We start from the raw sequence: 25,935 nt of genomic DNA on the forward strand, positions 1-25,935 counted from the left end.
GCTTGCGGTTTGCCGTTCGCCCGGAATTCCAGATGCGTCGCTTCGCCCTGAGCGCTGTTGTGTTGCTGTCCCTGTCCTGCCAGCCGCCGCTGGCCGCGGCCCAGGATGCCGCCCCGTTGACCATCGAGCAGGCGATGGCCGATCCGGACTGGATCGGGCCGCCGGTGGAGGAGGCGTGGTGGGCCTGGGACGGCAAGCAGGTGCAGTACCAGCTCAAGCGTGCCGGCAGCCCCGTGCGCGACACCTACCGCCAGGGCCTCGACGGCGGCGCCGCGCAGCGCGTGGAAGATACCCAGCGCAGCAGCCTGGACGCGGCCAATCCGGTCTACGACGCCCGCCGCCAGCGCATGCTGTTCGTGCGCAACGGCGACGTGTTCCTGCGCGACCTGCGCAGCGGCGCGCTGACCCAGTTGACCCGCAGCAACGAGGCCGCCGCGCGCCCGCAGTTCACCACCGACGGCGGCGCGCTGTGGCGCGTGGGCAACGACTGGTACCGCTGGAGCGCCGGCGGCGGCACCCAGCAGGCCGCCGTGCTCAAGGCCGAGCGCGATCCCGACGCCACGCCCAAGCCCGACGCACTGCGCGAGCAACAGCTGCGCACCCTGGAGACCCTGGCCCGCGACCGCGCGCAGCGCGACCTGGCGCGGCAGCAGGAACAGGCCTGGCGCCGCGCCGACGGCAGCCGCGCGCCGGCGCCGGTGTACCTGGGCGAGGACGTGGCGATCGACGACAGCGCGCTGTCCCCGGACGGCCGCCACCTGCTGGTGGTGACCCACGCCAAGGGCGCCGACGAAGGGCGCGACGGCAAGATGCCCAAGTACGTGACCGAATCGGGCTACGAGGAATTCCAGGAAACCCGCACCCGCGTCGGCCGCAACCCGCCGCTGGCGCAGACCCTGTGGCTGGTCGACGTGGCCGTCGGCAGCGCGCGCAAGCTCGACGTGGCCGCGCTGCCGGGCATCGATGCCGACCCACTGGCGGCGCTGCGCAAGGCCGCCAAGCAGGAGCCGCTGAAGGGCCCGCGCGCGGTGCGCGTGGAGACCGACGGCGACGGCACCGGTCCGGCCATCCACTGGAGCGAGGACGGCCGCAATGTGGCTGTGCTGCTGCGCGCGGTCGACAACAAGGACCGCTGGATCGCCAGCGTCGACCTGGACAAGGCCACTCTGCGCAACCGCCACCGCCTCACCGACGCGGCCTGGATCGGCTGGAGCTTCAACGACTTCGGCTGGCTGCCGGACAACCAGACGCTGTGGCTGCTGTCCGAACAGTCCGGCTATTCGCATCTGTACACCCAGCGCGGCAACGAGGCGCCGCGGCAGCGCACCTCCGGCAAGTGGGAGGTGTCCGCGCCGCTGGTCAGCGCCGACGGCCAGGGCTTCCTGTTCCTGTGCAACCGCAAGTGGCCGGGCGATTACGAGGTGTGCAAGCTCGATCTGCGCGACGACCGCGTCGCCGAGTTGACCGCGCTCGACGGCGTGGAGGACTTCGCGCTGTCGCCGGACGGCAAGCAACTGCTGGTGCGCTACTCCGGCAGCTACCTGCCGCCGCAGCTGGCGCTGGTACCGGTCGCCGGCGGCGAGGCGCGCGTGCTCACCGATACCCGCAGCGCCGCGTTCAAGGCGCGCCCCTGGATCCAGCCGCAGTACGTGCAGGTGCCGTCCAAGCACGGCGCCGGCGTGGTCTGGGGCAAGTACTACGGCCCGCGGCATCCCGAGCCCGGCAAGCGCTACCCGATCGTGATGTTCGTGCACGGCGCCGGCTACCTGCAGAACGTGTCGGCGCGCTACACGCCGTACTTCCGCGAGCAGATGTTCCACAACCTGCTGGTGCAGAAGGGCTACATCGTGCTGGACCTGGACTACCGCGCCAGCGCCGGCTACGGCCGCGACTGGCGCACCGCGATCTACCGCAACATGGGCCATCCGGAACTGGAGGACTACCTGGACGGCCTGGACTGGCTGGTGGCCGACAAGCAGGGCGACCGCGACCGCGCCGGCATCTACGGCGGCTCCTACGGCGGCTTCATGACCTACATGGCGCTGTTCCGCAGCCCGGGCACGTTCAAGGCCGGCGCCGCGCTGCGCCCGGTCGGCGACTGGAGCCAGTACAACCACGAGTACACCGCCAACATCCTCAACACCCCGGAGCTGGACCCGGAGGCCTACCGCGCCTCCTCGCCGATCGAGTACGCCGCCGGCCTGCGCGACCACCTGCTGATCGCCCACGGCATGGTCGACGACAACGTGTTCTTCCGCGATTCGGTCAGCATGACCCAGAAGCTGATCGAGCTGCACAAGGACAACTGGGAGATCGCCCCGTACCCGCTGGAGCGGCACGGCTTCACCCGCGCCGACTCGTGGCTGGACGAGTACAAGCGGATCCTGAAGCTGTTCGAGGAGCAGGTGAAGTAAGCCTCGCCAGCCGCCGCGGCGGCTGGCGGCGACCGGCGACCGCCGCGATGGGCGCGCCAGCGGCGGTCGCGGCCAGGCAGCGATGCCCCGACCGCAAGCGCCCTCTATCCTTGCCGCACGCGGCGCGCCGCCGCTGCCGCCCCCCCACCGAAGGACCGCCGATGCCGCCCCCGCCCCTGCCCGTAGCGCGCAACCCGATGATCGATTCGATGGCGCAGCTGTCGCTGCTGCTGGGCCTGCTATGGGTGCTCTACGCGGTGGCGCAGGCGCTGCTGGTGACGGCGCTGCCGGCCGGTGCGATCGCCGGCTTCCTGGGCGCGATCGAACTGCGGCTGCCGCCGCTGCTGCAATGGTTCCACGCCCATCTGCTGGCCCTGTCGTGGCTGCAGGTCGTGCTCGCGCTGGGCTTCTGCGCCGCGTCCTGGGCGCTGCTGCGCCGGCGCGAATGGGCGCGGCTGGCGTTCGTCGCCTTCCTGGTGCTTACCGCGCTGGCCAACTTCGTCAGCCTGCCGCTGCTGTGGGAACTATTCGATGCCTTGCAGGCCTGGCTGCCGCAGGGCGTCGATGCATCGGAACTGCAGGCCGAACTGCGCACCGGGCGCATCACCGCCATGTTCACCGCGGCGGTGACCTGCGTGGTCTTCGTCGCGTTGCACGGCTGGATCGTCTACCTGCTGTACCGGCCGGCGGTCCGCGCCGAGTTCCGCAACTAAGTCGCCAGGGACGCGCCAGCGCTGTCACGACCATGTCGCGTTGCCGCCGCACCGCCTTGCCGACGCGGCCCGGCGCCGATCACGCGCGTCCTGCCGCAAGACGGCGGCGGGCCCAGGCCGAATGCGCGGCCGGCGGTACCGGCGGACGATGCACGGGACGCCGCATTCGCTCGCCGCGTGATTCGCCGCTCGGCCTGGATCTCGGACGCCACGCAGTGGCGTCCCGCGCCGCACGCCGATCCATGCGGCGTCCCGCCTGCGCCGCACAGGCATCTCCAGCGCGACCAGGCAGCCAACGCTGCGGCCGCCCAGCCCCGCGCCATGCCGGGTTAACAGGCACCGCGCCGGTGCACGCAATAATGGGCGCCGCGCCGCCCGCCCTGCCGCCAACGCATGCGGGGGCCGCCCTCCCCCGCCAGTAGCCAATCGACGCCATGACCGAGTTCGACCGAGTACGCGACTACCTGACCGGCCTGCAGGACCGCATCTGCGCCGCCATCGAGGCCGCCGACGGCCAGGCTCGCTTCGCCGAGGACCTGTGGGAGCGGGCGGAAGGCGGCGGCGGCCGTACCCGCATCCTGCGCGACGGCGCGCTGTTCGAGCAGGCCGGGATCGGCTTCTCCGACGTGTCCGGCACCCGCCTGCCGCCCTCGGCCAGCGCCAACCGTCCGGAACTGGCCGGGGCCTCGTGGCGCGCCACCGGCGTCTCGCTCGTGTTCCACCCGCACAGCCCCTACCTGCCCACCACCCATGCCAACGTGCGCTTCTTCCGCGCCGAGCGCGATGGCCAGACCGTGGCCTGGTGGTTCGGCGGCGGCTTCGACCTGACCCCGTACTACCCGTTCGACGAGGACGTGCAGCACTGGCACCGCACCGCGCAGGCGCTGTGCGCGCCGTTCGGCGAAGACCGCTATGCCGCGCACAAGCGCTGGTGCGACGAGTACTTCTTCCTCAAGCACCGCAACGAGACGCGCGGGGTGGGCGGCCTGTTCTTCGACGACCTGCACGCCGATTTCGAGCGCGACTTCGCCTACCAGCGCGCGGTCGGCGACGGGTTCCTGGACGCTTATCTGCCGATCGTCGAGCGCCGCCGCGCGCTGCCGTGGGGCGAGCGCGAACGCGAGTTCCAGCTGTACCGGCGCGGACGCTATGTCGAGTTCAACCTGGTCTACGACCGCGGCACCCTGTTCGGCCTGCAGAGCGGCGGGCGCAGCGAGAGCATCCTGATGAGCCTGCCGCCGCGGGTGCGCTGGGAGTACGGGTTCCAGCCCGAGACGGGCAGCGCCGAAGCGCGTCTGGCCGAGTACCTGGTGCCGCGCGATTGGCTGGCATGAGCGCGCCACGGCGCACGCCGCAGCCGTCGAGCGTGCTCGGCCGCGACGACAAGGCCCGCATCGCCGAACAGCTGCAAGCCTACGTGCGCGAGGAACTGCAGCACGACATCGGCGGCTTCGAGGCCGGGTTCCTGCTCGATTTCGTCGCCGAGCGCATCGGCGCGCACTTCTACAACCGCGGCCTGCAGGACGCACGCGCGCTGCTCGCCGCCCAGTTGGACGCGCTGGACGACGCGCTGTACCAGCTCGAACGGCCGACGGAGGCGCGATAGGGCGCCCCGGCGTCCTGTAGGAGCGGCTTCAGCCGCGACCGGGCCTTGCCGGGAACGCCCCGGTCGCGGCTGAAGCCGCTCCTACAGGGGCCGCCGTGGCGCGCTCAGCCACCCTTGCTGCTGAGGATGGTGATGTGGCCGTTGGTCTCCAGCAGCGCCAGCTTGACCTCGTCCAGTTGCAGGCAGCCCTGCTGGCGCATCGCCGCCTCGAAATCGGCGTTGCTGACCAGTTCGCGGCGCAGGACCTGGCGGAACACGTGGCCATCGCGCGCCAGCACCACCGGCTCGCCTTCGATCAGCCGCTCGGCGCGCACGCTGCGCGAGGTGATCAGGCCGACCCCGAAGTTCAGCGCGATCAGCGTCGCCGCCAGCAACAGACCGCCGCCGAGCGAGGTGTCCTCGCCGAGCAGGGCGTTCTGCACCGCGTTGCCGAGCAGCACGATCAGCAGCATGTCGAACGGTGTCAGTTGCCCCATCGCGCGCTTGCCCGAGACCCGCACCATGGTCAGCACCGCCACGTACACCACCACCGCGCGGAAGACGAACTCCCACCATGGCATCGACAGATGGAAAAGATCGGGCATCGCGCGCCTCGCAAGCAGATGGGAGCCGCGACGGGCGGTTCCGGCGGCAGCGGCGCTACAGTGGATTTTTTCGCGGGAAATAAAAAGCCCCGCGGACCAGGGGGAGGTCGGCGGGGCCAGGGAACGGAGACTTGGGGAGGAGTCGCCGTTCCTAGATCTGCTCCAGGGGATGGGAGGAGATCCGCGACAGGTATTGCGCCTGTCGAGGGATATAAAAACACTTTGCACCTTGCTCGTTCGTGAAGATTTTAGTTAAAAATTCGTCGGATTAAGGACAGATTCATTCGCGAAATTCAGTGCAACGCAAGGTTCCAAAAACAACTGTGTTTTATAGGGCGAATCCATGCGCAAGAAACGCGCGGCGATCGCCGCGGGACGCGTCGTGGATCACGGAATCGTGCGCTGTCGCGCATTTGGTGCACCCGTGATCCAGCCCTGTCGCCGGTAAGGTGCGGACGGCGGCGATGGAAGCCGAAAACGGAATGGCGGCGACATGGGTAGCGATAACGCCGACTCCCGCAAAAGCCCTTTGTCGCTGCCCATGAAGGCATTCAGTTGTGCGCCGCAGCGCATTCATGCCGCCGCTGGTCATCGACGATGGCCGGCGTGCACCCCGCCTTGATCGGCAACTTCCGCGCGCTCACCGGCCACGCTGCGAAGAGGATGGACTGAGCCCACCTCTCGCCTGCCGCCCCGGGTCGGGTCGGGTCGGGTCGGGTCGGGTCCGGACCCGACTCCCGACTCCCGACTCCCGACTCCCGACTCCCGATTCCCGATTCCCGACTCCCGATTCCCGATTCCCGATTCCCGATTCCCGGAACCTAATGCGCCTCGTCCCAGTTGTCGCCGACGCCGCTGTCCACCACCAGCGGCACCTTCAGCTCGGCGGCGCCGGCCATCAGCCGGGTCACCTCCGGCAGCAAGGTGTCGACGAAGTCGGCGTCGGCCTCGAACACCAGTTCGTCGTGCACCTGCAGGATCATCAGCGCGCGCGCGCGGTGCTGCGCCAGCCAGGCGTCCACGGTGACCATGGCGCGCTTGATGATGTCCGCGGCGGTGCCCTGCATCGGCGCGTTGATCGCGGCGCGCTCGGCACCGGCGCGCAGGCCCTGCTGCTTGGCGTTGATGTCGTTCAGGTACAGGCGGCGGCCGAACAGGGTCTCCACGTAGCCCTGGGTGCGCGCCTGCTCGCGCATGCGCTCCATGAAGTCGCGCACGCCGGGGTAGCGGCTGAAGTACAGCGCTACGTAGTCCTGGGCCTCGCCGCGGCCGATGCCCAGGTTGCGGGCCAGGCCGAACGCGCTCATGCCGTACATCAGGCCGAAGTTGATCGCCTTGGCGGCGCGGCGTTCGTTCGCGGTGACCTCCTCCAGCGCGCGCCCGAACACCTCGGCGGCGGTGGCGCGGTGCACGTCCACGCCGGCGCCGAAGGCGCGCAGCAGGCCGGCGTCCTCGGACAGGTGGGCCATGATCCGCAGCTCGATCTGCGAGTAGTCGCAGGCGATCAGCTTGCGCCCGGGCGGGGCGACGAAGGCGCGGCGGATGCGGCGGCCGTCGTCGGTGCGGATCGGGATGTTCTGCAGGTTCGGATCGGCCGAGGACAGCCGCCCGGTGGCGGCGCCGGCCTGGTGGTAGCTGGTGTGCACGCGGCCGGTGTCGGGATTGATCATCTCCGGCAGCTTGTCGGTGTAGGTGCTGCGCAGCTTGGCCAGGCTGCGGTACTCCAGGATCACCCGCGGCAGCTCGTGCTGCTCGGCGATCGCCTCCAGCGCTTCCTCGTTGGTGCTGGGCTGGCCCTTGGGGGTCTTCAGCAGCGCCGGCAACTTCAGTTCGTCGAACAGCACCGCCTGCAACTGCTTGGGCGAATCCAGGTTGAAGCTGCGCCCGGCCAGCGCGGTGGCCTTCTGCTGCGCGGCGAGCATGCGCTGGCTCAGGTCCTGGCTCTGCTTGCGCAGTTCGGCCATGTCCACGCTGACCCCGTTGGCCTCGATCCGCGCCAGCACCGGCACCAGCGGCATCTCGATCTCGCGGTAGACCTTGGCCAGCGCCGGCTCGGCGTCCAGCTGCGCGGACAGCGCGCGGTGCAGGCGCAGGGTGACGTCGGCGTCCTCGGCGGCGTAGCCGGTGGCGTCGTCGATGGCCACCTGCGAGAACGCGATCTGCTTGGCGCCCTTGCCGGCCACGTCCTCGTACTTGACCGTCTCGTAGCCCAGGTAACGCCGCGCCAGCGAGTCCATGTCGTGGCGGCTGGCGGTGGAATTGAGCACGAAGCTCTCCAGCATGGTGTCGTCGGCGTAGCCGCGCACGTCCACGCCGTGGCGGCGCAGCACGTGCAGGTCGTACTTGCCGTGCTGGCCGACCTTGGCCTTGGCCGGGTCTTCCAGCAGCGGCTTCAGCGCCGCCAGCGCCAGTTCCTTGTTCAGTTGCACCGGCGCGCCGGGGTAGTCGTGGCCCAGCGGCAGGTAGTCGGCGCGGCCCGGCTCGGTGGCGAAACTGAGTCCGACCAGGTTGGCGCGCATCGCGTCCAGCGCGTCGGTCTCGGTGTCGAAGGCGAAGCCGTCGGCGGCGCGCAGGCGCGCGAGCAGCTCCTCGAACTGCTCCGGGGTCATGATCGCGGCGTAGGCGCCCTTCGCCGCCAGCGCCGGGTCCAGCGTGGCGTCGGCCGGCGCGGCGGCACGGGCGTAGCCGGCGGCGGTGCCGCGCAGGCTGGGAGTGGTCTCGGCGGCGCCGGCCGGGGCCGCCACGCCGCCCTCCAGGTCGCGCAGCGCCTGGGTGAAGCCGTAGCGCTGGTACAGGCCGCGCAGTTGCTCCGGCTCCTGCTCGCGCAGGCTCAGCGTGCGCGGCCCGCCGGGCAGCGCCACGTCGGTCTTGATGGTGACCAGGTCGCGATTCAGCGGCAGGCGCTCTAGCGCCGCGCGCAGGTTCTCGCCGATCTTGCCCTTGATGCTGTCGGCATGGGCGATCACTTCGTCCAGCGAGCCGTACTCGGCCAGCCACTTGGCCGCGGTCTTGGGGCCGCACTTGTCCACGCCCGGCACGTTGTCGATGGCATCGCCCATCAGCGCCAGCAGGTCGACGATCTGGTGCGGCCACACGCCGAACTTCTCCATTACCGCCGCATCCGAATCCATGCGGCTGCCGCTCATGGTGTTGACCAGTTGCACGCCCGGCCGCACCAGTTGGGCGAAGTCCTTGTCGCCGGTGGAGATGGTCACGTCGAGGCCATCGGCGGCGCCTTGCAGGGCCAGGGTGCCGATCACGTCGTCGGCCTCCACCCCGCTCTCGCGCAGGATGGTGATGCCCAGCGCATGCACGATCTGGCACATCGGCTCGACCTGCGCGCGCAGCTCGTCGGGCATCGGCGGGCGGTTGGCCTTGTACTGCGGGTACAGGTCGTCGCGGAAGGTCTTGCCCGGCGCGTCGACCACGAAGGCGACGTACTCGGGCCGTTCCTTCAGCGTGGCGCGCAGCATGTTGACCACGCCGAACAGCGCGCCGGTGGGTTCGCCGGCCGGATTGGTCAGCGGAGGAAGCGCGTGGAACGCGCGATACAGGTAACTGGACCCGTCGATCAGGACTAATCGGCTCATCCGCCGATTCTACGCCGGGTGGGTTGGCGACCCGGGAACTGGGTGCTTTGTCCGAGCTTAGCCCCTCTCCCACCGGGAGAGGGGTTGGGGTGAGGGTCCGGCGCGAAGCGACTCGCAGACTTGGGTGCACGGTCCCGATGGGAGAAGAAAACGCAAGGCAACCCTTCGCGCGCCGACCGCGGCTGCGCGGCGCATAATCGGCGGCGACGACTTCGGCTGTGGAGAATGCTGCGATGAAAGCCCTGATGCTGGTTCCACTGTTGCTGCTGGCGGGCTGCGCCTCGACCGGGATCGGTCCCGATGGCCCGCCGGTGGACGTGCGCGGCGCGGACGTGACCCACCGCACCATGGACAACGGCGACACCGTGGACGAGTACCGCGTCTCCGGCCAGTTGCGCGCGGTCAAGGTGACCCCGGCCAACGCCCCGGCCTACTACCTGTACGACCAGAACGGCGACGGGCACATGGACGGCAACAAGGACAACGTGTCGCCGGTGTACTGGAAGCTGTACAGCTGGTGAGACGCGACCGGCGCGCCGCCATCCCCGGCGGCGCGTCGGTCGGGTCCGTCGGCGCGAAGCGGGCGCACGCACCGGCAGGAATCGCGCGCCGGTCACCGCGCCGGGTCGCGCCCCCGGGGAATCCACGCATCGCCTGCGTCTGGCGCGATGCCGCAAGTGGCGCACGCCCCCCATGCGCCGGGCGAACCGCCGCCCACCGCATCGCCCAGGCGCGATTGCCAGGACAGGCCGACCTCGTGCGGCAGCACCGTCCCGTGGCTGGCGGCAATCGCCGGGCGCCGATCCAGCACAAACGCACTCCCTTCCACCTCCGCGCCCAGCGCTGCGCCGCGGCGCCGCACCCGGAGGCGACCGCAGGCTAAGGCGCCAGGCAGTCGCGCTCGCCGGCTTCGCACGGCCGTGCCTGGTCGGCAGGCAGTCGCAGGCCCGGCCCGACCACGGTCGGCTCCGACGTGTCGGCGTTCGCCGAGCCGGCCTCGCCCGGATCGCCCGGCGCCGGAGCATCGCCCGGATGGCTGGCGGCGTGCTGGACGCGCCCGGCCAATGCGACCACGCCCTGCGCGCCGCCACCGGAACCGGTCACCGCGAGCGGGCGGCCGTCCGCCGTGACCGCATCGATGTAGGCCGGCGGCATGCCGGCCATCGCCTGCTGCTCGCCGATGCCCAGCACGTACACCGGGAGCGCCGCCGTGCCGATCCGGCCGCTGGCCGAGAACGTGCCGGTGCCGTTGCGCAGGCGTGCGCGGTCGGCCTGCAGCAGGTCGCCACGCACGTCCAGCGCGACCGCCGCGGTGCCGGCGTCGATGCTGTAGGTGCTGCCATCGAGTGCGCCCAGGGTCAGGCTCTGGCCGTTGCTCAGGCTGAATCCGCCGGGCGAGACGACGTCGCCGATGCGGTCGATGCGGTTGTCGATCGGCGCCGCGGCGGTGCCCAGCGCGGTGCGGCCACCGACCCGTCCGCTCAGGCTGCCGGCGACGATGCGCCCGCCCTCGACCGCTGCCAGATCGGCGCCGGCCTGCAGCCAGGCGCTGCCGCCGCTGACCGTGCCGGCCAGGGTCATGCCGCCGCCGGCCTGCAGGCGCAGCGCACCGGTGGCGGCGACCGGGCCGGTCACCCGCAGGTCGCCCAGCGTACGCACATCCAGCTGGCTGGCGCCGAAGGCGCCCAGCGCGGCGATCGCGTTGTCGCCGGTCAAGGCGGTGGCGCCCACGGAACTGCCGCTCACGCTCGCCGCGCGCAGCGCACCGGCGGTCTGCACGATGCTGCCGCCGCTGCGCAGTTGCAGCGCGCCGTCGCTGCGCACGTCGTGGCCGAGCACCAGATCGGCGCCGGCGCCGAGCGCGACCGTGCCGCCGCTCAACGTGCCAGCACTGCGCAAGGTTCCGCCCGCGCCAAGCGCCAGCGCCCCGTCGGCCTGCGCGGCCACCGCCAGGTCGTTGCGGTCGGCGAGGGCGATGGCGCCACCGCGCGCCTGCACCACGCCCTGGAAATCGTTGCCGGCGTCATTCAGCGCGATCGCCCCATTGCCGGTGTCGAGCGCGGTCTCGCCGCTCACCCGCAACGCGCCGGTCTGGCCGAGCGCGCCGGTGCCGGTGAGCTGCAGCGTGGTGGCGGTGGAGGCGCCCAGGGTCAGCGCGTCGAGTGCGTCGATGCGGACGGCGCCGCCGTCGAACGCCAGCGTGCCGGCGAAGCGGTTGGCCTGGTCCAGGGTGATCGCGCCGCTGCCGGCCGCCAGGCGGGTGGCGCCGCCGATGGCGAGCGCGCCGCGCTGGGTGATCGCGGCGTTGCCGCTGGCGGCCTGCAACGCGCCGCGGACCGTCCCGCTGCCCAGATTCAAGGCACCGCCGCTGGCCACGTCCAGGCTGTCGACCGACAGCGTGCCCAGGGTCAGCGCGCCGCTGTCGCGCAGCTGCGCCGCGCCGCCGGCGATGGCGACGCTGCCGGCGAAATGGTTGCCCGCCCCGGTCAGGGCGACGCTGCCGCTGCCGGTGGACACGGCCGTGTCGCCGCCGACGGTCAGCGCGCCGCCCGATTGCACGATGGCCGCGTTGTCCGTGCTCAGCAGCAGGTTGCCGCTGGCGGCGACATCGTCGCCCAGGATCAGGCCGCCGCCGCCGCTGAGGGTCAGCGTATGGCCGCGCAGCGCGCCATCCAGGCGCAGGGTGCCTTGGCGGGCGACCAGGCTCAGGTCGCCGCTGCCGGCGTCGATCGCACCACTCGGCAACGTGAGCGAGCCGTCCGCGCGCAGCGACAGCGCGGCGTTGTTGCCGTTGTGGACCGCGGCGATGCGCAGGTCGTTGCGGTCGGCGAGCTGGATGCCGCTGCCGCGCAGATCGACCGCACCGACGAAATCGTTGCCGGCCTCGAGCAGCGCGATCGCGCCGCCGCCGGCATCGAGCGTGCTGGCGCCCAAGACGCCGAGCGCGGCGGATTGGCCGATGGCACCGCCGTTGCTGGTCGCGGTCAGCGCGCCGCCAACGGTGCCGCCGCCCAGGTTCAATGCCCCGTTGCTGATCGCGGTGAGATCGCCGGTGGCCAGCGCGCCCAGCGTCAGCGCGTTGCTGTCGGTGATCTGGGTGGCGCCGCCGGTGAGGCTGACCGCCTGGCCGAAGTCGTTGCCGCTGGTGGTCAGCGCGATCGCGCCGCTGCCGGCATCGAGCGTGCTGGTGCCGGCGACGGTCAACGGGTTGCTCGCCGATTGGGTGATCGCCCCGCCGTTGCTGGTCGCGGTCAGCGCGCCGCCGATCGTGCCGCTGCCCAGGCTCAAGCCGCCATTGCTGGTCGCGGTGAGGTCGCCGGTGGCCAGCGTGCCCAGGGTCAGCGCGTTGCTGTCGGTGATCGCGGTGGCGCCGCCGGCCAGGTCGACCGCCTGGCCGAAGTCGTTGCCGCTGGTGGTCAACGTGATCGCGCCACTGCCGGCATCGAAGACGCTGGTGCCGGTAACGCTCAGCGGGTTATTCGCCGATTGGGTAATCGCCCCGCCGTTGCTGGTCGCCGCCAGCGTGCCGGAGACCGTCCCGCTGCCGAGGTGCAATGCGCCATTACTGGTCGCGGCGAGGTTGCCGGTCGCCAGCGTGCCCAGGGTCAGCACGTTGCTGTCGGCGATCTGAGTGGCGCCGCCGATCAGGCTGACCGCCTGGCCGAAGTCGTTGCCGCTGGTGGTCAACGTGATCGCGCCACTGCCGGCATCGAAGACGCTGGTGCCGGTGATGCTCAGCGGGTTGTTCGCCGATTGGGTGATCGCCCCGCCGTTGCTGGTCGCCGCCAGCGTGCCGGAGACCGTCCCGCTGCCGAGGTGCAATGCGCCATTGCTGGTCGCGGCGAGGTTGCCGGTCGCCAGCGTGCCCAGGGTCAGCGCGTTGCTGTCGGCGATCTGGGTGGCGCCGCCGATCAGGCTGACCGCCTGGCCGAAATCGTTGCCGGCGGTGGTCAGGGTGATCGCACCGCCGCCGGCGTTGAGCGTGCCGGTGCCGGTGACGCTCAGGGGATTGTTCGCCGATTGGGTGATCGCGCCGCCGTTGCTGGTCGCCGCCAGCGTGCCGGCCACCGTCCCGCTGCCGAGCTGCAATGCGCCGTTGCTGGTCGCGGCGAGATTGCCGGTCGCCAGCGTGCCCAGGGTCAGCGTGTTGCTGTCGGTGATCTGGGTGGTGCCGCCGCTCAGGCTGACCGCCTGGCCGAAGTCGTTGCCGGCATTCGTCAGGGTGATCGCGCCACCACCGGCATCGAGCGTGCTGCCGCCGCTGACCGTGAGCGGGCTGCTGATGGACTGGGTGATCGCGCCACCGTTGCTGGTCGCCGCCAGCGTGCCGGCCACCGTGCCGCTGCCCAGATCGAGCACGCCATTGCTGGTCACGCTGAGATTGCCGGTGGCCAGCGTGCCGAGCGTCAGCGCGCCGCTGTCGGCGATCGCGGTGCTGCCGCCAGTCAGCCCGAGCGCCTGCCCGAAGTGATTGCCGGCACCGGTGAGGGCGATCGCGCCGCTGCCGGCATCGACGCTGCTGGTGCCGGCGACCGTCAGCGCGCCCGCGTTCTGCACGATCGCGCTGTTCACGGCAGTCAGCGCCAGCGTGCCGGTCGCGGTAACGTCGTGCGCCAGGGTGATGCCGGCGTCGCCGCTCAGGCTCACGGAGTGGCCGGACAGCGCCGCCGTCGTGACCAGTGCGCCGCCGCTGTGCAGGCTCAGGTCGGCATTGCCGGTGGCGATCGCGCTGCCCGGCAGCGTCAGCGTGCCGGCCGCGGACAGCGACAGCGCGCTGTTGGCGCCCACCAGGTTCAAGCCAGCGATGGTGAGCGCGTTGGCATCGGCGAGCGCGATCCCGCTGCCGCTCAGCGACACGGCGCCGCCGAAATCGTTGCCGGCGTCGGTCAGCATGATCGCGCCGCTGCCGGCATTGAGATTGCTGGTGCCGGTGATGGTCAGCGGGTTGCTCGCCGATTGGCTGATCGCGCCACCATTGCTGGTCGCCGACAGCGCACCGTTGACCGTCCCGCTGCCCAGGTTCAAGGCGCCGGTGCTGTTCGCGGTGAGGCTGCCAGTGGCCAGCGTGCCCAGGGTCAGCGCGTTGCTGTCGGTGATCTGAGTAGTGCCGCCGGTCAGGCTGACCGCCTGGCCGAAATCGTTGCCGCTGGTGGCCAGCGTGATCGCGCCGCTGCCGGCAGTGAGTGTGCTGGTGCCGGTGACGGTCAGCGGATTGCTCGTCGATTGGACGATCGCGCCGCCGTTGCTGGCGGCGACCAGGGCCCCGCTCACCGTGCCGCCACCCAGGTTCAACGCGCCGCTGCTGGTCGCGCTGAGATTGCCGGTGGCCAACGTGCCCAAGGTCAGTGCATTGCTGTCGCTGATCGCGGTGGTGCCGCCGGTCAGGCTGACCGCCTGGCCGAAATCGTTGCCGCTGGTGATCAGCGCGATTGCGCCGCTGCCGGCATTGAGCGTGCTGGTGCCGGTGACGCTGAGCGGGTTGCTCGCCGATTGGGTGATCGCGCCGCCGTTGCTGGTGGCGACCAGGGCACCGGTCACGGCCCCAGCGCCCAGGTTCAAGGCGCCGCTGCTGGTGGCGGTGAGGTCGCCGGTGGACAGCGTGCCCAAGGTCAGCGCGTTGCTGTCGGTGATCTGTGTGGTACCGCCGGTGAGGCTGACCGCCTGGCCGAAGTCGTTGCCGCTGGTGGTCAGCGCGATCGCGCCGCTGCCGGCGTTGAGCGTGCTGGTGCCGGTGATGGTCAGCGGGGCGCTCGCCGATTGGGTGATCGCGCCACCGTTGCTGGTGGCGGACAGCGCGCCGGTCACCGTGCCACGGCCAAGGTTCAAGGCGCCATTGCTGGTCGCGCTGAGGTTGCCGGTGGTCACCGTGCCGAGCGTCAGCGCGTTGCTGTCGGCGATCTGGGTGGTACCGCCAGTGAGGCTCACCGCCTGGCCGAAGTCGTTGCCGGTGGTGGTCAGGGTGATCGCGCCAGTGCCGGCATTGAGATTGCTGGTGCCGGTGATGGTCAGCGGGTTGCTCGCCGATTGGGTGATCGCGCCGCCGTTGCTGGTGGCGGCGAGCGTGCCGGTCACCGTGCCTCGGCCCAGGTTCAACGCACCGCTGCTGGTCGCGCTGAGATTGCCGGTGGCCAGCGCGCCCAGGGTCAGCGCGTTGCTGTCAACGATGGTGGTGGCGCCGCTGCTCAGGCCGACCGCCTGCTGGAAATCGTTGCCGGTATTGTCCAGGGTGAGCGCATGGTTGCCCAGCGAGAAACCGCTGGTGCCGTCCACCGTCAGCGCGCCGGACTGGGCCAGATCGACCGTATTGGTCAGATCCAGATTGCCGCCGACGTCGAGGCTGCCGAGGCTGGCGATGCGGTTGTTGCCGCTGAAGCTGGCGTTGCCGCCGATACTGCCGCTCACGCTGCCCGCGGTGTAGACGCCGCTCTGCTGCACGCCGCGCTCGGTGCTGATGCTGATCGCGCCGCTGCCCACATCGATGCTGCCGCTGCCGCCGATGCCGGTCTGGCCGGCGCCGTTGGCGACCAGCGACACGCTGCCGTCGCTGCCGCTGGACAGCGCCGCGGCGCTGATGACGCCGCTGTTGTTGATCAGTTGGTTGAACAGGCCCTGCGCGGCACGCGCCTGCAGGGTGATGGTGCCGCCGGGCGCGCTCAGGGTGCCGCTGTTGTCCACCGCCAGCGTGTCCAGCGCGAGTTGCAGGCCGCTGTTGACCAACACGCTGAAGCCGCCGCTTTCGAAGGTGAGGGTGACCTTGTCGGCACCGACCAGATTGATGTTGCCGGCGCTGGCGGTGATGGTGCCGCTGTTGACCACCTTGCCACCGATCAGGTCGACCGCGCCGGCCGCGGCATTGATGGTGCCGCTGTTGGACATCAGCGCCACCGTGTTGCCGCCGGCATCGAGCACGTAGTTGCCGCTCATGAAGTCGGTGGCGGTGGTGCCCAGGGTGCTCGCCACCAGCCCGCCGACATTGATCTGCGCGGTGCTGCCGAAGATGATCGCATTGCTGTTGATCAGGAACACCTGACCGTTGGCGTTGAGGTTGCCGAAGATCTGCGTGGGATTGCCGCCCTGGATCAGGTTGAGCACCGCGGCGCTGCTGGACGGCTGGTTGAAGGTCACCGTAGCCGCCGAGCCGATGTCGAACGTGTTCCAGGTCAGCGCCATCCGCGCCGAGGTCTGGTCGATGGTCAAGGTCGCGCCGCTGGCCGCATTGATGGTGCCGGTGCCGCCGGCGATGCTGCCGCCGGTGGGCAGCTGGGTGCTGGCGACGACCTGGCCCAGCGCCACGCCGGGCGCGCTGGCGACCAGTGCGGCGGCCAGGGCCAAGGCGAGCGGCGTGTGGCGCGGGCGGCGGGCGCGGGCGACGGTCGAAGCGGGGGCGGTGGCGATGGCGGACATGCGCGGATTCCTCAGAAAGTGAAACCGAAACGCGAATAGAAACGGACGTCGCGTCCGTCGGACGCTTCGCGTCCCCCGGTCGGCTTGGCGGCGCTGAGCCGCAGCTCGAAGCTCTGCCATTGCGGCACGCGCAGGGTGACGCCGGCACCGACGCCGTCGAAGGTCGTCACCGCTGGCGCCAGCGCGCGGTTGCCGCCGGCCGGATACACCCGCGCATGGTCGGCGAACACATCCAGTTCCAGCACCTCGCGCCATGGCCGGCCGGCGAACGGCGCGACGGCATCGGCGAAGCCGGGCGCATCCACGTGGTACTCCAGCGCGGTGTAGTAGCCGCGGTCGCCGAGGGCATCGGAGACCGGATAGGCGCGCACGCTCTCCGGCCCACCGACCGCGAACTGCTCCATCGGGGTCAGCGCATCGTCGCTGTACTGGCCGTTGAGCTTGAAGTACAGCCGCTGGGTCGCGGCGAGCGCCTGCATGCGGGTGTAGCCCAGCCGCGCGACGGTGAAGTGGCGATCGTGGCGCGGACTGACCAGATCCGGACTGGCCGACTGGTCGCGCAGCGATTGCCGCAGGCTCAGCTGCAACAGGTCGATGCCGCGCCAGCGCAGGTCGGTGCGGCGCAGCGCGGTGCTCAGCTCGACCACGTCGAACTTCTGGTTGGACAACTGCATGCCCACCGCGCTGAGCCGCGACTGCTCGCGCAGGTAGCGCGCGGAGGCCTGCCATTGCAGGGTCTCGCGATTGAGGAACTTCCAGTCGCTGCCGAGATAGACCACCGAGGCCGGCCCCTTTAGGCCGAGGCTGGCGAACGCGCCGTTGCGCACTTCCAGTTCGCTGCGGCTGGCGCCGAGCACCGCGCCCAGGCCCGGCACCGCCGGCACCGGCACCGCATAGGACAGCGCGCCGAGCGTGCTCTGTCGCGGATCCAGCGCATAGGCGTAGCTGGCCGAGAACACGTCGCCCAGGCCGAGCGGGCTGTTCCAGGTCAGCCCCGCCTGCGCGCGGTAGCGGCCGGTCAGCTCGGTACCGTAGTTGTTGCCGCCCAGGCTCAGCACGTACGGCCGCGCCGCTTCCTTGGCGACCAGCAACACATCGGTCTCGCCCTCGCGCGCGCCGGGCTGCAGCACCGAGGACACCGTCACCCCAGGCAGGTCGCGCAGCCAGGCCAGCGCGCCGTCCACCTCCTGCTTGCGCAGCGGATGTCCTTGTAGCGTCCGCAGCGGCGCGGCCAGCGTGCTGTCGCGATAGCGCGCGGCGCCCTCGACCTGGATCTGGCCGACGCGGCCCTCGATCACCCGGATCTCGACGATGCGGTCGGGCGCGGGCGTCTGCGCCGGCAGATAGGCGGTGCTGACGATGAAGCCGGACAGCCGGTAGGCGCGGGTGATGGCATCGGCCACCGCCTGCAGTTGCGCGAAGCGCAGCGCCACTTCCGGCTGGCCCTGCGCCAGCGCGCGGAACTGCGCGTCGGCCAGGGCCTGCACGGTGGCGGGGGTGATGCCGGCGCGCGGATGCGTGCCGACGTCGCGCACGCGGAAACCACGCACACGCAAGGTGGTCGGCGCATCGCCCTGCTGCGGCAACGCGGTCGGCTCCGCGGCCGCGCTGGCGGGCGGGGTCTGCGCCTGGACAGGCACGGCGACAAGCGACGCGGACAGCGCCGCGGCCAGATACGTCAAACGCATGCGGTTCCCCTAGAGCGATGTCCTATCGCACGCCGCCTCCGCCCCTCTGCGGCCCGGCACCGGCTGCGGCGGCGAACCGCGGCAGGCCTGAACCGGGATCGGTCGGCATGTGCGGCGTTCCGTTCCCAGCGGACCGCTCGCTCACACAGCATAACAGCAGGAACGCGACGCATGTCACGCATTTCTGACGCGCTCAGGCAGCGGACGCGCGACAGCGCGAGGGGAAGGATGCCCGGGGAATGGGCGAGGACACGCGGATCGGATGCTCACCTGCTGCATGGGCGCCACCGCCGCGACCATGCGCGGGGTGACGCCGCGTGGGGCGCCGATCGCTGCCGAGGCAACACGATGCGCCGGCGCCTGAACGGCGCCGGGCGGTCACCGGCTCAGCGGATCACCAGCACAGGAATCTTGCTGTTGGTGAGCACCTCGGCGGTCTGGCTGCCGAGCAGCACCCGGCTCATGCCGCGGCGGCCGTGCGAGGTCATCACGATCAGGTCGCTGCGGTGCGAGGTGGCGATATCGATGATGCCCTCGGCCGCGTAGCGATCGAGCACATGGCAGCCGTGCGCGGTCACGCCGGTGGCCGCGGCGGCGGCGAGCGCCGGTGCCAGGATCTGCTGCGCCCCGGCTTCGCGGTCCTGGCGGTATTCGGGGCTGGCCTCGTAGCCCACGCTCCAGCCCATCGCGTCGTACATGCCCATCGCCCAGGGCTCGGACACGGTGACGATGTCCACTTCGGCGCCGAGCTTGGCGGCCAGGGCCAGGCCCTGCTGCAGGCCTTTGGCGGACAACTCGGAACCATCGATGGCGATCAGGATGCGCTGGTACATGGGCTGCTCCGGTGGCGCCGCGCGGGGCGGCATGGGCAGCATTGCACACCCATCGCGGCGCGCCCGCCTTGACCCGGATCAAATTCAGCCGCGATGCGGCTGCAGCGCGCGCGCCGGGTTGCCGGCCACGCGCGCGCCGGCCGGCACGTCGCGGGTGACCACGCTGCCGGCGCCGATCAGCGCATCGTCGCCGATACTCACGCCCGGCAGCACGATCGCCCCGCCACCGATCCAGACGTTGCGCCCGATCGTCACCGGCCGACCGAATTCCAGCCCGGCCGCACGCTGCGCCGCATCGCGCGGGTGGTCGGCCGCATACAGCTGCACCGCCGGCCCGATCTGCGTGCCGTCGCCGATGCTGACCTTGCAGACGTCCAGGATCACGCAATTGAAGTTGAGGAACACGTCCTCGCCGAGGAAGACGTTGTAGCCATAGTCGCAATGGAACGGCGGCCGCACCACCGCCCCGCGCCCGACCGCACCCAACTGCTCGGCCAGCAACGCGCGCCGCGTCGCCGGCGGCTCGGCCAGCGCCGCGTTGTAGCGCACCATCCACGCCTTGGCCGCGGCCTGGTCCGCCTGCAACTGCGCATCGCCGGGGCGATACGGCTCGCCGGCCAGCATCTTGTCTTTCTCGCTACGCATCCTGCCCTCCCAGGCGTTGGAGAGGGCACATCATCGCATCGGCGGAGGTTAATTCGGTGCTAGAAGGAGGGGGCGCCATGCAGCGCCCGGCGCAGCGGGTCGATATCAGCGCTCAGTCCGAGCCAGCCACTGCAGAAATTTAACGCCATGCGTACACGAAGGTGACACACTTTTCCGGGTCAGCAGCAAGGAACGCGCCAATGCGGCTACCACGAACGTCTTCGCTCTTGAGTGCCTTCCTCTGCGCAACGGCGGTCTGCGCCTGCGCGCAAACTCCAAAGAAGTCAGTGATGCCCGCGAATGGAGCAGCCCACACGTCCACATCCGAAGCGCCCCAGACCAATAATCCCGCGCTCAGTGCAGAGGAAATCGGCACGCGGTTCTTGAAGCTGCTGAAGGGATTGAAATCGCGGGACGATTTGAGCCTTGAGCGCATCCAGGAGATCATCGGCCTCACCCTGAAGCACGTTTCCTATCCCAAGGAAGGACTTGAGTCCTATTTCTATGTCCAGCCACTAGAGGGCGGCTGGAGTTATTCCCTTGACTTCATGCCCGAGTACGCATCGCTCAAAAGGGGCATCAGCCTGTCTTTCGAACATGAAAAAGATGAATTTTCAGAGATGGGTGCGGTTTGTGCACTCGACTTCGATCACTACGACAAGGCGTTGAAGGAAATGGGATTCGTCGTCTCTCCGGTCTACGGTGAGATCGGGCAACTGCAAAGCTGGCGCTACACGAAATTCGCGGAGGGCGGAACCGGGGGCGACATCGATCTGTCGATCATCCCCCAGAATCTGGTCGCAGGCTCGCCGGGACGGATGTGCGTGAAATCGATCGGCACCTTGAACTAGTCGAGATAGGAGCAGCCAGTGGCAAACTCCAGTCCACAACTCGAAGCCGCGATCGCACAGTTCGCCAGCCAACAAGGCGTCAGCGCTGACCAGGTCGCACAACTGCGCTCGGCAATCACGGCCGATGCCACATTGTTGCGGCAATTCGATCAACAAGCGCAAGCAGGGCACTTGCGTGGCTTCGCCCTTCAAGGCGCGAACGGCACGGTACCGAACCTGGCGGGTACCTACGACATCCAGAGCGGCGTAGTGACGCTGCCGGCGGCAAGCTTCCAACCTTCTGCGACGGCAGCGAGCAGCGACTTGAAGGAGACATTGCAAGTCCAACAGATGTCGGTCGAATTCGGTCACAGCACGTATCAAGACGCCGCAAGAAACAGCCATCCCGTTACTCAGGACATGCTCGACAATTTGCAGTCCACCATCAACGGCTCACCCGTACTGGCCGATGAAATAAAGAAGGCGACGACGATTGCCCCGGGGGAACAACGCGCCCGATCGAGAGCTTTGGATTTGTCGGCCCTGGCACCACTGCGGGCGGCACTTATGATGGCGACAACAGGTCGATGAACCTGCCGCCGCTGGGATTGCAAACGAGATCTGCCAGCAACTCTCAAGGCAGATTCAACGACACAGACATGACCTTCGTGCTGGGGCACGAGATTCAGCACAGCTTCAATCATCCGGCAAAGACCCAAGCGACGGCCGACTTCTTGCGCGACATCGCTGCGCAAGCCCAGGTTAGAGCACCGATTCACGACTATACGGACGAATTGCGCGCGTACATCCAGGCTGGAAGAGAGGATGAAGCCAAGGCCGAGATTGCGGGATGGAATGCGCTGTTGAGCAAGGAAAAGCAGAGCAACCCGAATTCCGGCCTTGCCGCGATGTATCAGACCCGCAACGATCGCGTTATGGACTTTGTCGAAAGAGACACTGCGACACGCGCGATAAATCCAAAGCCTGGCCTTGTGTTCAACCAGGACGGCACGCTCTCGCAGACGCCGGGCAACATCGCCGCGATGGGCCAACACTACTTCGACCGCCCGTCTCCAAATTACGCCCAACCCGGCCAACGCCCCGTCAGCATCGGCGAACACAAGGACCATGCCGGCAACCTCCGACCCACCGCGGATTACCCCAACTATTACGGTACGTGGGCGATGGAAAAGATCGTGCAGGCGGAGGACCAGGCCAATGTGACGTTCCAGGGCGCTAGGCCCAGGGTCACCATCGACATGGCCGGCCTTCGATTGAGGGAAGACCTGATCGAGAACGAGGGACTGGACCTGGGCCGCAACAAGACGCCCCGGCCCTACTACGACAGCAGCAAGACGCCGCCGGCGCTACATCATTTCGACCATACCCAGGACGGCAGCGTCAGCCCTGCACAGGATCATACCTACGTACCAGCGACCGCCGCCGCGCCCGCTGCCGCTCCGTTCGGGCCGGACGATCCAGCCCATCCCGACCACGCCATGCTGGAACAGATCCGCGGTGGCGTGCGCAAGATCGACGAAGGGATCGGCAAGCCCTACGACGCCATGAGTGAATGCGTCAGCCGCAGCCTGCTGGCCGCGTGCAAGGACAACCGTGAGGCTTACCCCAACGCGGGCAACCAATCGCTTGCGGAGAACGCACTGGGCCGCGTCGATCATGTGTTGATGGGCAAGACCGGCAATATCTTCGCCGTGGAAGGTGCATTGGACGATCCCGCGCACAAGCGCGCGCATGTGTCGATCGAACAGGCCATCCAGACGCCGGTCGAACAATCGGACGCGAAACTGCAACAGGCCAATCAAGCCATCGCCCAAGAACGGCAAATGGCGCAGCAGCAAAAGCTGTCGCGCAGCATCAACGATCCCAGCCAGGGCGGACCTACCCGGTAGACCTTGCCGAGTTCAATGTCTTGCCGCATCTGGCGAGCGTCCTGTCCAAACGCCGTAGCGATACGATATGGCGCGCGACAGCCATTGCATCGCGGCCGCGCGTTTTGGCGATACAAGCCGCCGCGCGTACGCGACGGCCACCGCATAGCGCAGGCGCGCCAGCCCACGCCACTGAGCGATAACTTTGGCGCGGCACGGTCGCGTTCCCAATGGACTATCCGCAGGCTCGTAGCCAAATGCCGGCGCGATCGACCGACTACGGCGCAAGCCACTGGCCGTTGCAAAAGTTCGACCCTCACAAACCTACCGACAGCCGCACCAACCATGCCCCGCAGGTGCTAACGTCCCGCGCTCGCCCTTCCCACTTCCAAGCCGCCGGAGCGTCCGCATGTCCGTCCCAGCCATTTCTCTTCCCCTCCGCGCTCGCCTGGCGCTGGCCCTGGGCACTTCCCTGGCATTCGCGGGCACGGCCGTCGCGCACATCGTGCGCACGCCCGACGTGCCGGCGCCGCAGGACACGCCGTATCCGGGAAGCATCACGTTGCAGGTCGACGCCGGCGACGTGCGCCAGGGCATCTACCGGGTGCGCGAGACCATCCCGGTCACGGCCGGACGGCTGACGCTGCAGTACCCGCAGTGGATCCCCGGCGACCATTCGCCGAGCGGGCCGGTGGCGATGCTGGCCGGGCTCAGGCTCACCGCCAACGGCGCGCCGCTGGCGTGGCGCCGCGATACCTTCGATGTCTACAGCTTCCATGTGGAGGTGCCGCAGGGCGTGTCCGCGATCGAAGCCAGCTTCCAGTACCTGTCGCCGCGCGACGATGGCTTCGAGATGACCGACAGGATGCTGCAGCTGGAATGGAACAAGCTGGCGCTGTATCCCGCCGGCCACTACACGCATGGCATCACCGTGGTGCCCAGTGTCACCCTGCCGGCAGGCTGGCAGTTCGGCACGGCGCTGGAGACCGCCACGCAGGCCGGCGCCACCACCACGTTCAAGCCGGTCGATTTCGAAACCCTGGTCGATTCGCCGATCTATGCCGGGCGCTACTTCAAGCGCGTGGATCTCACCCCGCCGGGCGGGGCACCGGTGCATCTGGACGTCGTCGCCGATACGCCGGCGTCGCTGGAGATCACGCCCGCGCAGCTGCAGGCGCACCGCAACCTGGCCGTGCAGGCGCTCAAGCTGTTCGGCGCGCATCACTACGACCACTACGACTTCCTGTTCTCGCTGTCCGACGTGCTGGCCGGCAACGGCCTGGAACACCACCAGTCGAGCGAGAACGGGCTGGAGGCGGACTACTTCAGCGCATGGACCGACAACGCACCCGATCGCGATCTGCTGGCGCACGAGTACACGCACTCGTGGAACGGCAAGTTCCGGCGTCCGGCCGATCTGTGGACGCCCACCTTCAACGTGCCGATGGGCGATTCGCTGCTGTGGGTCTACGAGGGGCAGACCCAGTACTGGGGCTACGTGCTCACGGCGCGCGCCGGGATGTGGACGCCGGAACAGTTCCGCGATGCGCTGGCGATGACCGCGGCCAACTACGACCGCAACCGCGAGGGGTTCCAGTGGCGTTCGCTGGAGGACACCACCAACGATCCCACCGCCGCGCACCGCGCGCCGCTGCCGTACCGCAGTTGGCAGATGAGCGAGGACTACTACAGCGGCGGGCAGATGCTGTGGCTGGCGGTGGACGCCAAGCTGCGCGCGCTCAGCCACGGCCGCAAGTCGCTGGACGACTTCGCCAAGGCCTTCTTCGGCATGGACGACGGCAGCCATGCGGTCAGGACCTATACCTTCGACGACGTGGTCGCCGCGCTCAATGGCGTGGCCGCGTTCGACTGGGCCGGCTTCCTCGCACCCCGCGTGGACGCAGTGAACCCGCCGCTGCTGGAAGGGTTGCAGGCCAGCGGCTGGAAGCTGGTCTATACCGACCAGCCGAGCGCGTTCGAAAAGCAGTACGACAGCCGCCACCAGTCGGCGCGCCACCGCTACAACTTCGCCTGGTCGCTGGGCCTGGTGATGAACGACGACGCCAGCATCAACGACGTGGTGTGGGACGGACCCGCGTTCAAGGCCGGCATCAGCACCGGCGCCACGCTGCTGGCGGTCAACGGCCAGGACTACACGCGCGAGGTGCTCAAGCAGGCCATCGCCGAGGCCAAGGGCGGCACCGCGCCGATCGTGCTGACGCTGAAGTTCCAGGGCGGCGTCCGCAGTGTGGAGGTGAACTACCACGGCGGCCTGCAGTACCCGCATCTGGTGCGCGTGGACGGCACGCCGGACAGCTTGAGCCAGATCATCGCCGCGCGACGCTGACGCCATTCGGCTGCCAGGCCAGCCCCGCAGCCACTGCGCGGGCTGGCCGCGCGGGAGCGGCGCGGGCAGGATTCGAGGAACTGGCCGGCCATCTCGCCGGTGGCGCGCCATGGGCCCTCGCGCGCAACTACCGTGTCCGGGGATGGCCTCTCCTGCGCCGACCCGGCTCCGCTTGTTGCCGGGCGGCGGCAATGTTAGCGTCGCAGCGCCGGCATTCCACGGAAGGATCCCATGACCGTCTGCAGGGATCGCGTCGCTCCCGTTGGACGCCTCGGCGCGATCACGCGGTCGTGCAAGGCCCTGTCGCCGCATCGCCGCTGACCTGTTCGTCCACTGCAAGCCGAACGCCCCTGGGAGGTCACATGAAGATGCTGTTTGCCGCCGTGGTGGTGGCGATCTTGTTGCCATGCGCGGCCGCGCACGCCGACGCGCCGACGTCCTCGCCCCTGCTCGGCAGTTGGGCGGTCGATGTGTCGCGCATCCCCAAGCCGCCGCAGGAGCGGCCGAAGAGCGTGACCCTCACGTTCGGCCAGGCCGCCGATGGCAAGGTGCTTGTCAGGGCCGACATCGTCGAGCAGAGCGGCGGCACGCTGCATGCCGAAGGCGCCGCCGCCCTCGATGGCCGCGCCACGCCGGTGAAGAGCAGCTTCGAGGCCGATACCATGGCCTTGCAGCGCCCGGCGCCCAACGTGCTGGTGATGATGCTGGCCAAGGATAGGAGCGGCGCCTCGACCCGCATCTATACCGTGGCCGCCGATGGCCGCTCGATGACCGAGACCGTCGCCGCGTTCGCGCCGGACGGCAGTCCGGCGATGCGCATCAATTATTTCACCCGCGTCCCGGCAGCGGCACCGCGCCACTGACGCAACGCTGTCCAGCGCCGGGCGCTGCATCTTGCAGTGCGTCGGCGGTGCGGTTCCACACGAAGACGCCGCCTGGCGTCTTCATCACCCACCCGTTTTCCGGAGGTTGCATGAAGCGCGTCACCGGCATTGGCGGCATCTTCTTCAAGGCGCAGGATCCCGCGGCGCTGCAGGCCTGGTACAAGCGCCATCTGGGCATCGATGTGCAGGACTGGGGCGGCACCGCGTTCACCTGGACCGACGCCACCGGCGTGCCGGTCGCCGGCAGCACCGTCTGGTCGATCGGCTCGGCGCACAGCGATCAGTTCGCGCCCAGCACGGCGCCCTTCATGATCAACTACCGGGTGGACGACCTGCATGCGCTGGTCGCGGTCCTGCGCGAGGAAGGCTGCAACGTGCTCGATCGGGTGGACGACTCCGAGTACGGGAAGTTCGGCTGGGTCATCGATCCGGAAGGCAACAAGGTGGAGCTGTGGGAGCCGCCCGCCGGGCAGTGAACACCGGCGTCGCCGTTGCCGCGTACGGCAGC

Annotated in this window: 15 protein-coding genes and 1 pseudogene; 10 read left to right on the forward strand and 6 right to left on the reverse strand. The window is 69.5% G+C overall.

Annotated elements, in window-relative coordinates; translation table 11 throughout:
• Positions 1-32: 32 nt before the first annotated feature.
• From AB3X07_RS22155 to AB3X07_RS22170, 4 genes are all read left to right on the forward strand, one after another.
• Positions 33-2,414, forward strand: coding sequence for a prolyl oligopeptidase family serine peptidase (locus tag AB3X07_RS22155; RefSeq protein WP_369941331.1), 2,382 nt, complete (start codon positions 33-35; stop codon positions 2,412-2,414).
• 161 nt (positions 2,415-2,575) lie between these two features.
• On the forward strand, positions 2,576-3,127 hold the full coding sequence (locus AB3X07_RS22160; protein WP_369941333.1) for a hypothetical protein: 552 nt from the start codon (positions 2,576-2,578) through the stop codon (positions 3,125-3,127).
• A gap of 434 nt (positions 3,128-3,561) precedes the next feature.
• Positions 3,562-4,461 carry an oxygen-dependent coproporphyrinogen oxidase gene (gene hemF / locus AB3X07_RS22165; RefSeq protein WP_369941335.1) on the forward strand — a complete coding sequence of 300 codons (900 nt, stop codon included), beginning with the start codon at positions 3,562-3,564 and terminating at the stop codon, positions 4,459-4,461.
• Positions 4,458-4,733, forward strand: a complete 276-nt coding sequence (locus tag AB3X07_RS22170) for a DUF2164 domain-containing protein (protein WP_369941337.1) — start codon at positions 4,458-4,460, stop codon at positions 4,731-4,733. Before hemF ends, AB3X07_RS22170 begins: the two co-directional genes overlap by 4 nt.
• 104 nt (positions 4,734-4,837) lie before the next feature.
• Here the strand turns inward: AB3X07_RS22170 and AB3X07_RS22175 are convergent, their stop codons facing one another.
• Positions 4,838-5,317, reverse strand: a complete 480-nt coding sequence (locus AB3X07_RS22175; RefSeq protein WP_369941339.1) for a DUF421 domain-containing protein — start codon at positions 5,315-5,317, stop codon at positions 4,838-4,840.
• Between the two features lie 821 nt (positions 5,318-6,138).
• Positions 6,139-8,907 carry a DNA polymerase I gene (gene polA, locus AB3X07_RS22180; RefSeq protein ID WP_369941341.1) on the reverse strand — a complete coding sequence of 923 codons (2,769 nt, stop codon included), beginning with the start codon at positions 8,905-8,907 and terminating at the stop codon, positions 6,139-6,141.
• A gap of 233 nt (positions 8,908-9,140) precedes the next feature.
• Here polA and AB3X07_RS22185 point away from each other — a divergent pair, with 233 nt between their 5' ends.
• Positions 9,141-9,428 carry a DUF2782 domain-containing protein gene (locus tag AB3X07_RS22185; RefSeq protein ID WP_369935073.1) on the forward strand — a complete coding sequence of 96 codons (288 nt, stop codon included), beginning with the start codon at positions 9,141-9,143 and terminating at the stop codon, positions 9,426-9,428.
• A 358-nt stretch (positions 9,429-9,786) separates the two neighbouring features.
• On the opposite strand, the gene AB3X07_RS22190 is transcribed toward AB3X07_RS22185, so the two are convergent.
• The 4 genes from AB3X07_RS22190 to AB3X07_RS22205 form a co-directional block, all read right to left on the reverse strand.
• A complete protein-coding gene (locus AB3X07_RS22190; RefSeq protein ID WP_369941343.1) occupies positions 9,787-16,311 on the reverse strand; it encodes a filamentous hemagglutinin N-terminal domain-containing protein in 6,525 nt (2,174 codons plus the stop codon).
• 11 nt (positions 16,312-16,322) lie between these two features.
• A complete protein-coding gene (locus tag AB3X07_RS22195; RefSeq protein ID WP_369944843.1) occupies positions 16,323-17,993 on the reverse strand; it encodes a ShlB/FhaC/HecB family hemolysin secretion/activation protein in 1,671 nt (556 codons plus the stop codon).
• 392 nt (positions 17,994-18,385) lie between these two features.
• Positions 18,386-18,832: a universal stress protein gene (locus tag AB3X07_RS22200; protein WP_369941344.1), complete on the reverse strand. Its 447-nt coding sequence runs from the start codon at positions 18,830-18,832 to the stop codon at positions 18,386-18,388.
• 84 nt (positions 18,833-18,916) lie between these two features.
• Entirely contained in the window at positions 18,917-19,477 is a 561-nt protein-coding gene (locus AB3X07_RS22205) for a maltose acetyltransferase domain-containing protein (RefSeq protein WP_369941348.1), read from the reverse strand.
• A 227-nt stretch (positions 19,478-19,704) separates the two neighbouring features.
• Here AB3X07_RS22205 and AB3X07_RS22210 point away from each other — a divergent pair, with 227 nt between their 5' ends.
• The 5 genes and pseudogenes from AB3X07_RS22210 to AB3X07_RS22230 all read left to right on the forward strand — a co-directional run bounded on the left by AB3X07_RS22210 (position 19,705) and on the right by AB3X07_RS22230 (position 25,903).
• The gene (locus tag AB3X07_RS22210; RefSeq protein ID WP_369941350.1) at positions 19,705-20,328 is read left to right on the forward strand and encodes a hypothetical protein; all 624 of its coding nucleotides are present in this window, start codon (positions 19,705-19,707) and stop codon (positions 20,326-20,328) included.
• A gap of 18 nt (positions 20,329-20,346) precedes the next feature.
• Positions 20,347-22,217 (forward strand): annotated as a pseudogene (locus AB3X07_RS22215) (XVIPCD domain-containing protein).
• Between the two features lie 388 nt (positions 22,218-22,605).
• Positions 22,606-24,543, forward strand: a complete 1,938-nt coding sequence (locus AB3X07_RS22220) for a M61 family metallopeptidase (protein WP_369941352.1) — start codon at positions 22,606-22,608, stop codon at positions 24,541-24,543.
• Between the two features lie 368 nt (positions 24,544-24,911).
• The gene (locus tag AB3X07_RS22225) at positions 24,912-25,406 is read left to right on the forward strand and encodes a hypothetical protein (RefSeq protein ID WP_369944844.1); all 495 of its coding nucleotides are present in this window, start codon (positions 24,912-24,914) and stop codon (positions 25,404-25,406) included.
• 110 nt (positions 25,407-25,516) lie between these two features.
• Positions 25,517-25,903, forward strand: a complete 387-nt coding sequence (locus AB3X07_RS22230) for a VOC family protein (RefSeq protein ID WP_369941354.1) — start codon at positions 25,517-25,519, stop codon at positions 25,901-25,903.
• Positions 25,904-25,935 lie beyond the last annotated feature (32 nt).

This window comes from Xanthomonas sp. DAR 35659 (assembly GCF_041242975.1).
Lineage (GTDB): Bacteria > Pseudomonadota > Gammaproteobacteria > Xanthomonadales > Xanthomonadaceae > Xanthomonas_A > Xanthomonas_A medicagonis.

What these genes read in the sequence shown, in the direction of transcription:
- AB3X07_RS22170 (WP_369941337.1), top strand. Translation starts at nt 4,458, where the DNA reads ATGAGCGCGCCACGGCGCACGCCGCAGCCGTCGAGCGTGCTCGGCCGC.
- hemF (WP_369941335.1), top strand. Translation starts at nt 3,562, where the DNA reads ATGACCGAGTTCGACCGAGTACGCGACTACCTGACCGGCCTGCAGGAC.
- AB3X07_RS22225 (WP_369944844.1), top strand. Translation starts at nt 24,912, where the DNA reads ATGCTGTTTGCCGCCGTGGTGGTGGCGATCTTGTTGCCATGCGCGGCC.
- AB3X07_RS22175 (WP_369941339.1), bottom strand. Translation starts at nt 5,317, where the DNA reads ATGCCCGATCTTTTCCATCTGTCGATGCCATGGTGGGAGTTCGTCTTC.
- AB3X07_RS22190 (WP_369941343.1), bottom strand. Translation starts at nt 16,311, where the DNA reads ATGTCCGCCATCGCCACCGCCCCCGCTTCGACCGTCGCCCGCGCCCGC.
- AB3X07_RS22200 (WP_369941344.1), bottom strand. Translation starts at nt 18,832, where the DNA reads ATGTACCAGCGCATCCTGATCGCCATCGATGGTTCCGAGTTGTCCGCC.
- AB3X07_RS22220 (WP_369941352.1), top strand. Translation starts at nt 22,606, where the DNA reads ATGTCCGTCCCAGCCATTTCTCTTCCCCTCCGCGCTCGCCTGGCGCTG.
- AB3X07_RS22230 (WP_369941354.1), top strand. Translation starts at nt 25,517, where the DNA reads ATGAAGCGCGTCACCGGCATTGGCGGCATCTTCTTCAAGGCGCAGGAT.
- AB3X07_RS22160 (WP_369941333.1), top strand. Translation starts at nt 2,576, where the DNA reads ATGCCGCCCCCGCCCCTGCCCGTAGCGCGCAACCCGATGATCGATTCG.
- AB3X07_RS22185 (WP_369935073.1), top strand. Translation starts at nt 9,141, where the DNA reads ATGAAAGCCCTGATGCTGGTTCCACTGTTGCTGCTGGCGGGCTGCGCC.
- AB3X07_RS22155 (WP_369941331.1), top strand. Translation starts at nt 33, where the DNA reads ATGCGTCGCTTCGCCCTGAGCGCTGTTGTGTTGCTGTCCCTGTCCTGC.
- AB3X07_RS22205 (WP_369941348.1), bottom strand. Translation starts at nt 19,477, where the DNA reads ATGCGTAGCGAGAAAGACAAGATGCTGGCCGGCGAGCCGTATCGCCCC.
- polA (WP_369941341.1), bottom strand. Translation starts at nt 8,907, where the DNA reads ATGAGCCGATTAGTCCTGATCGACGGGTCCAGTTACCTGTATCGCGCG.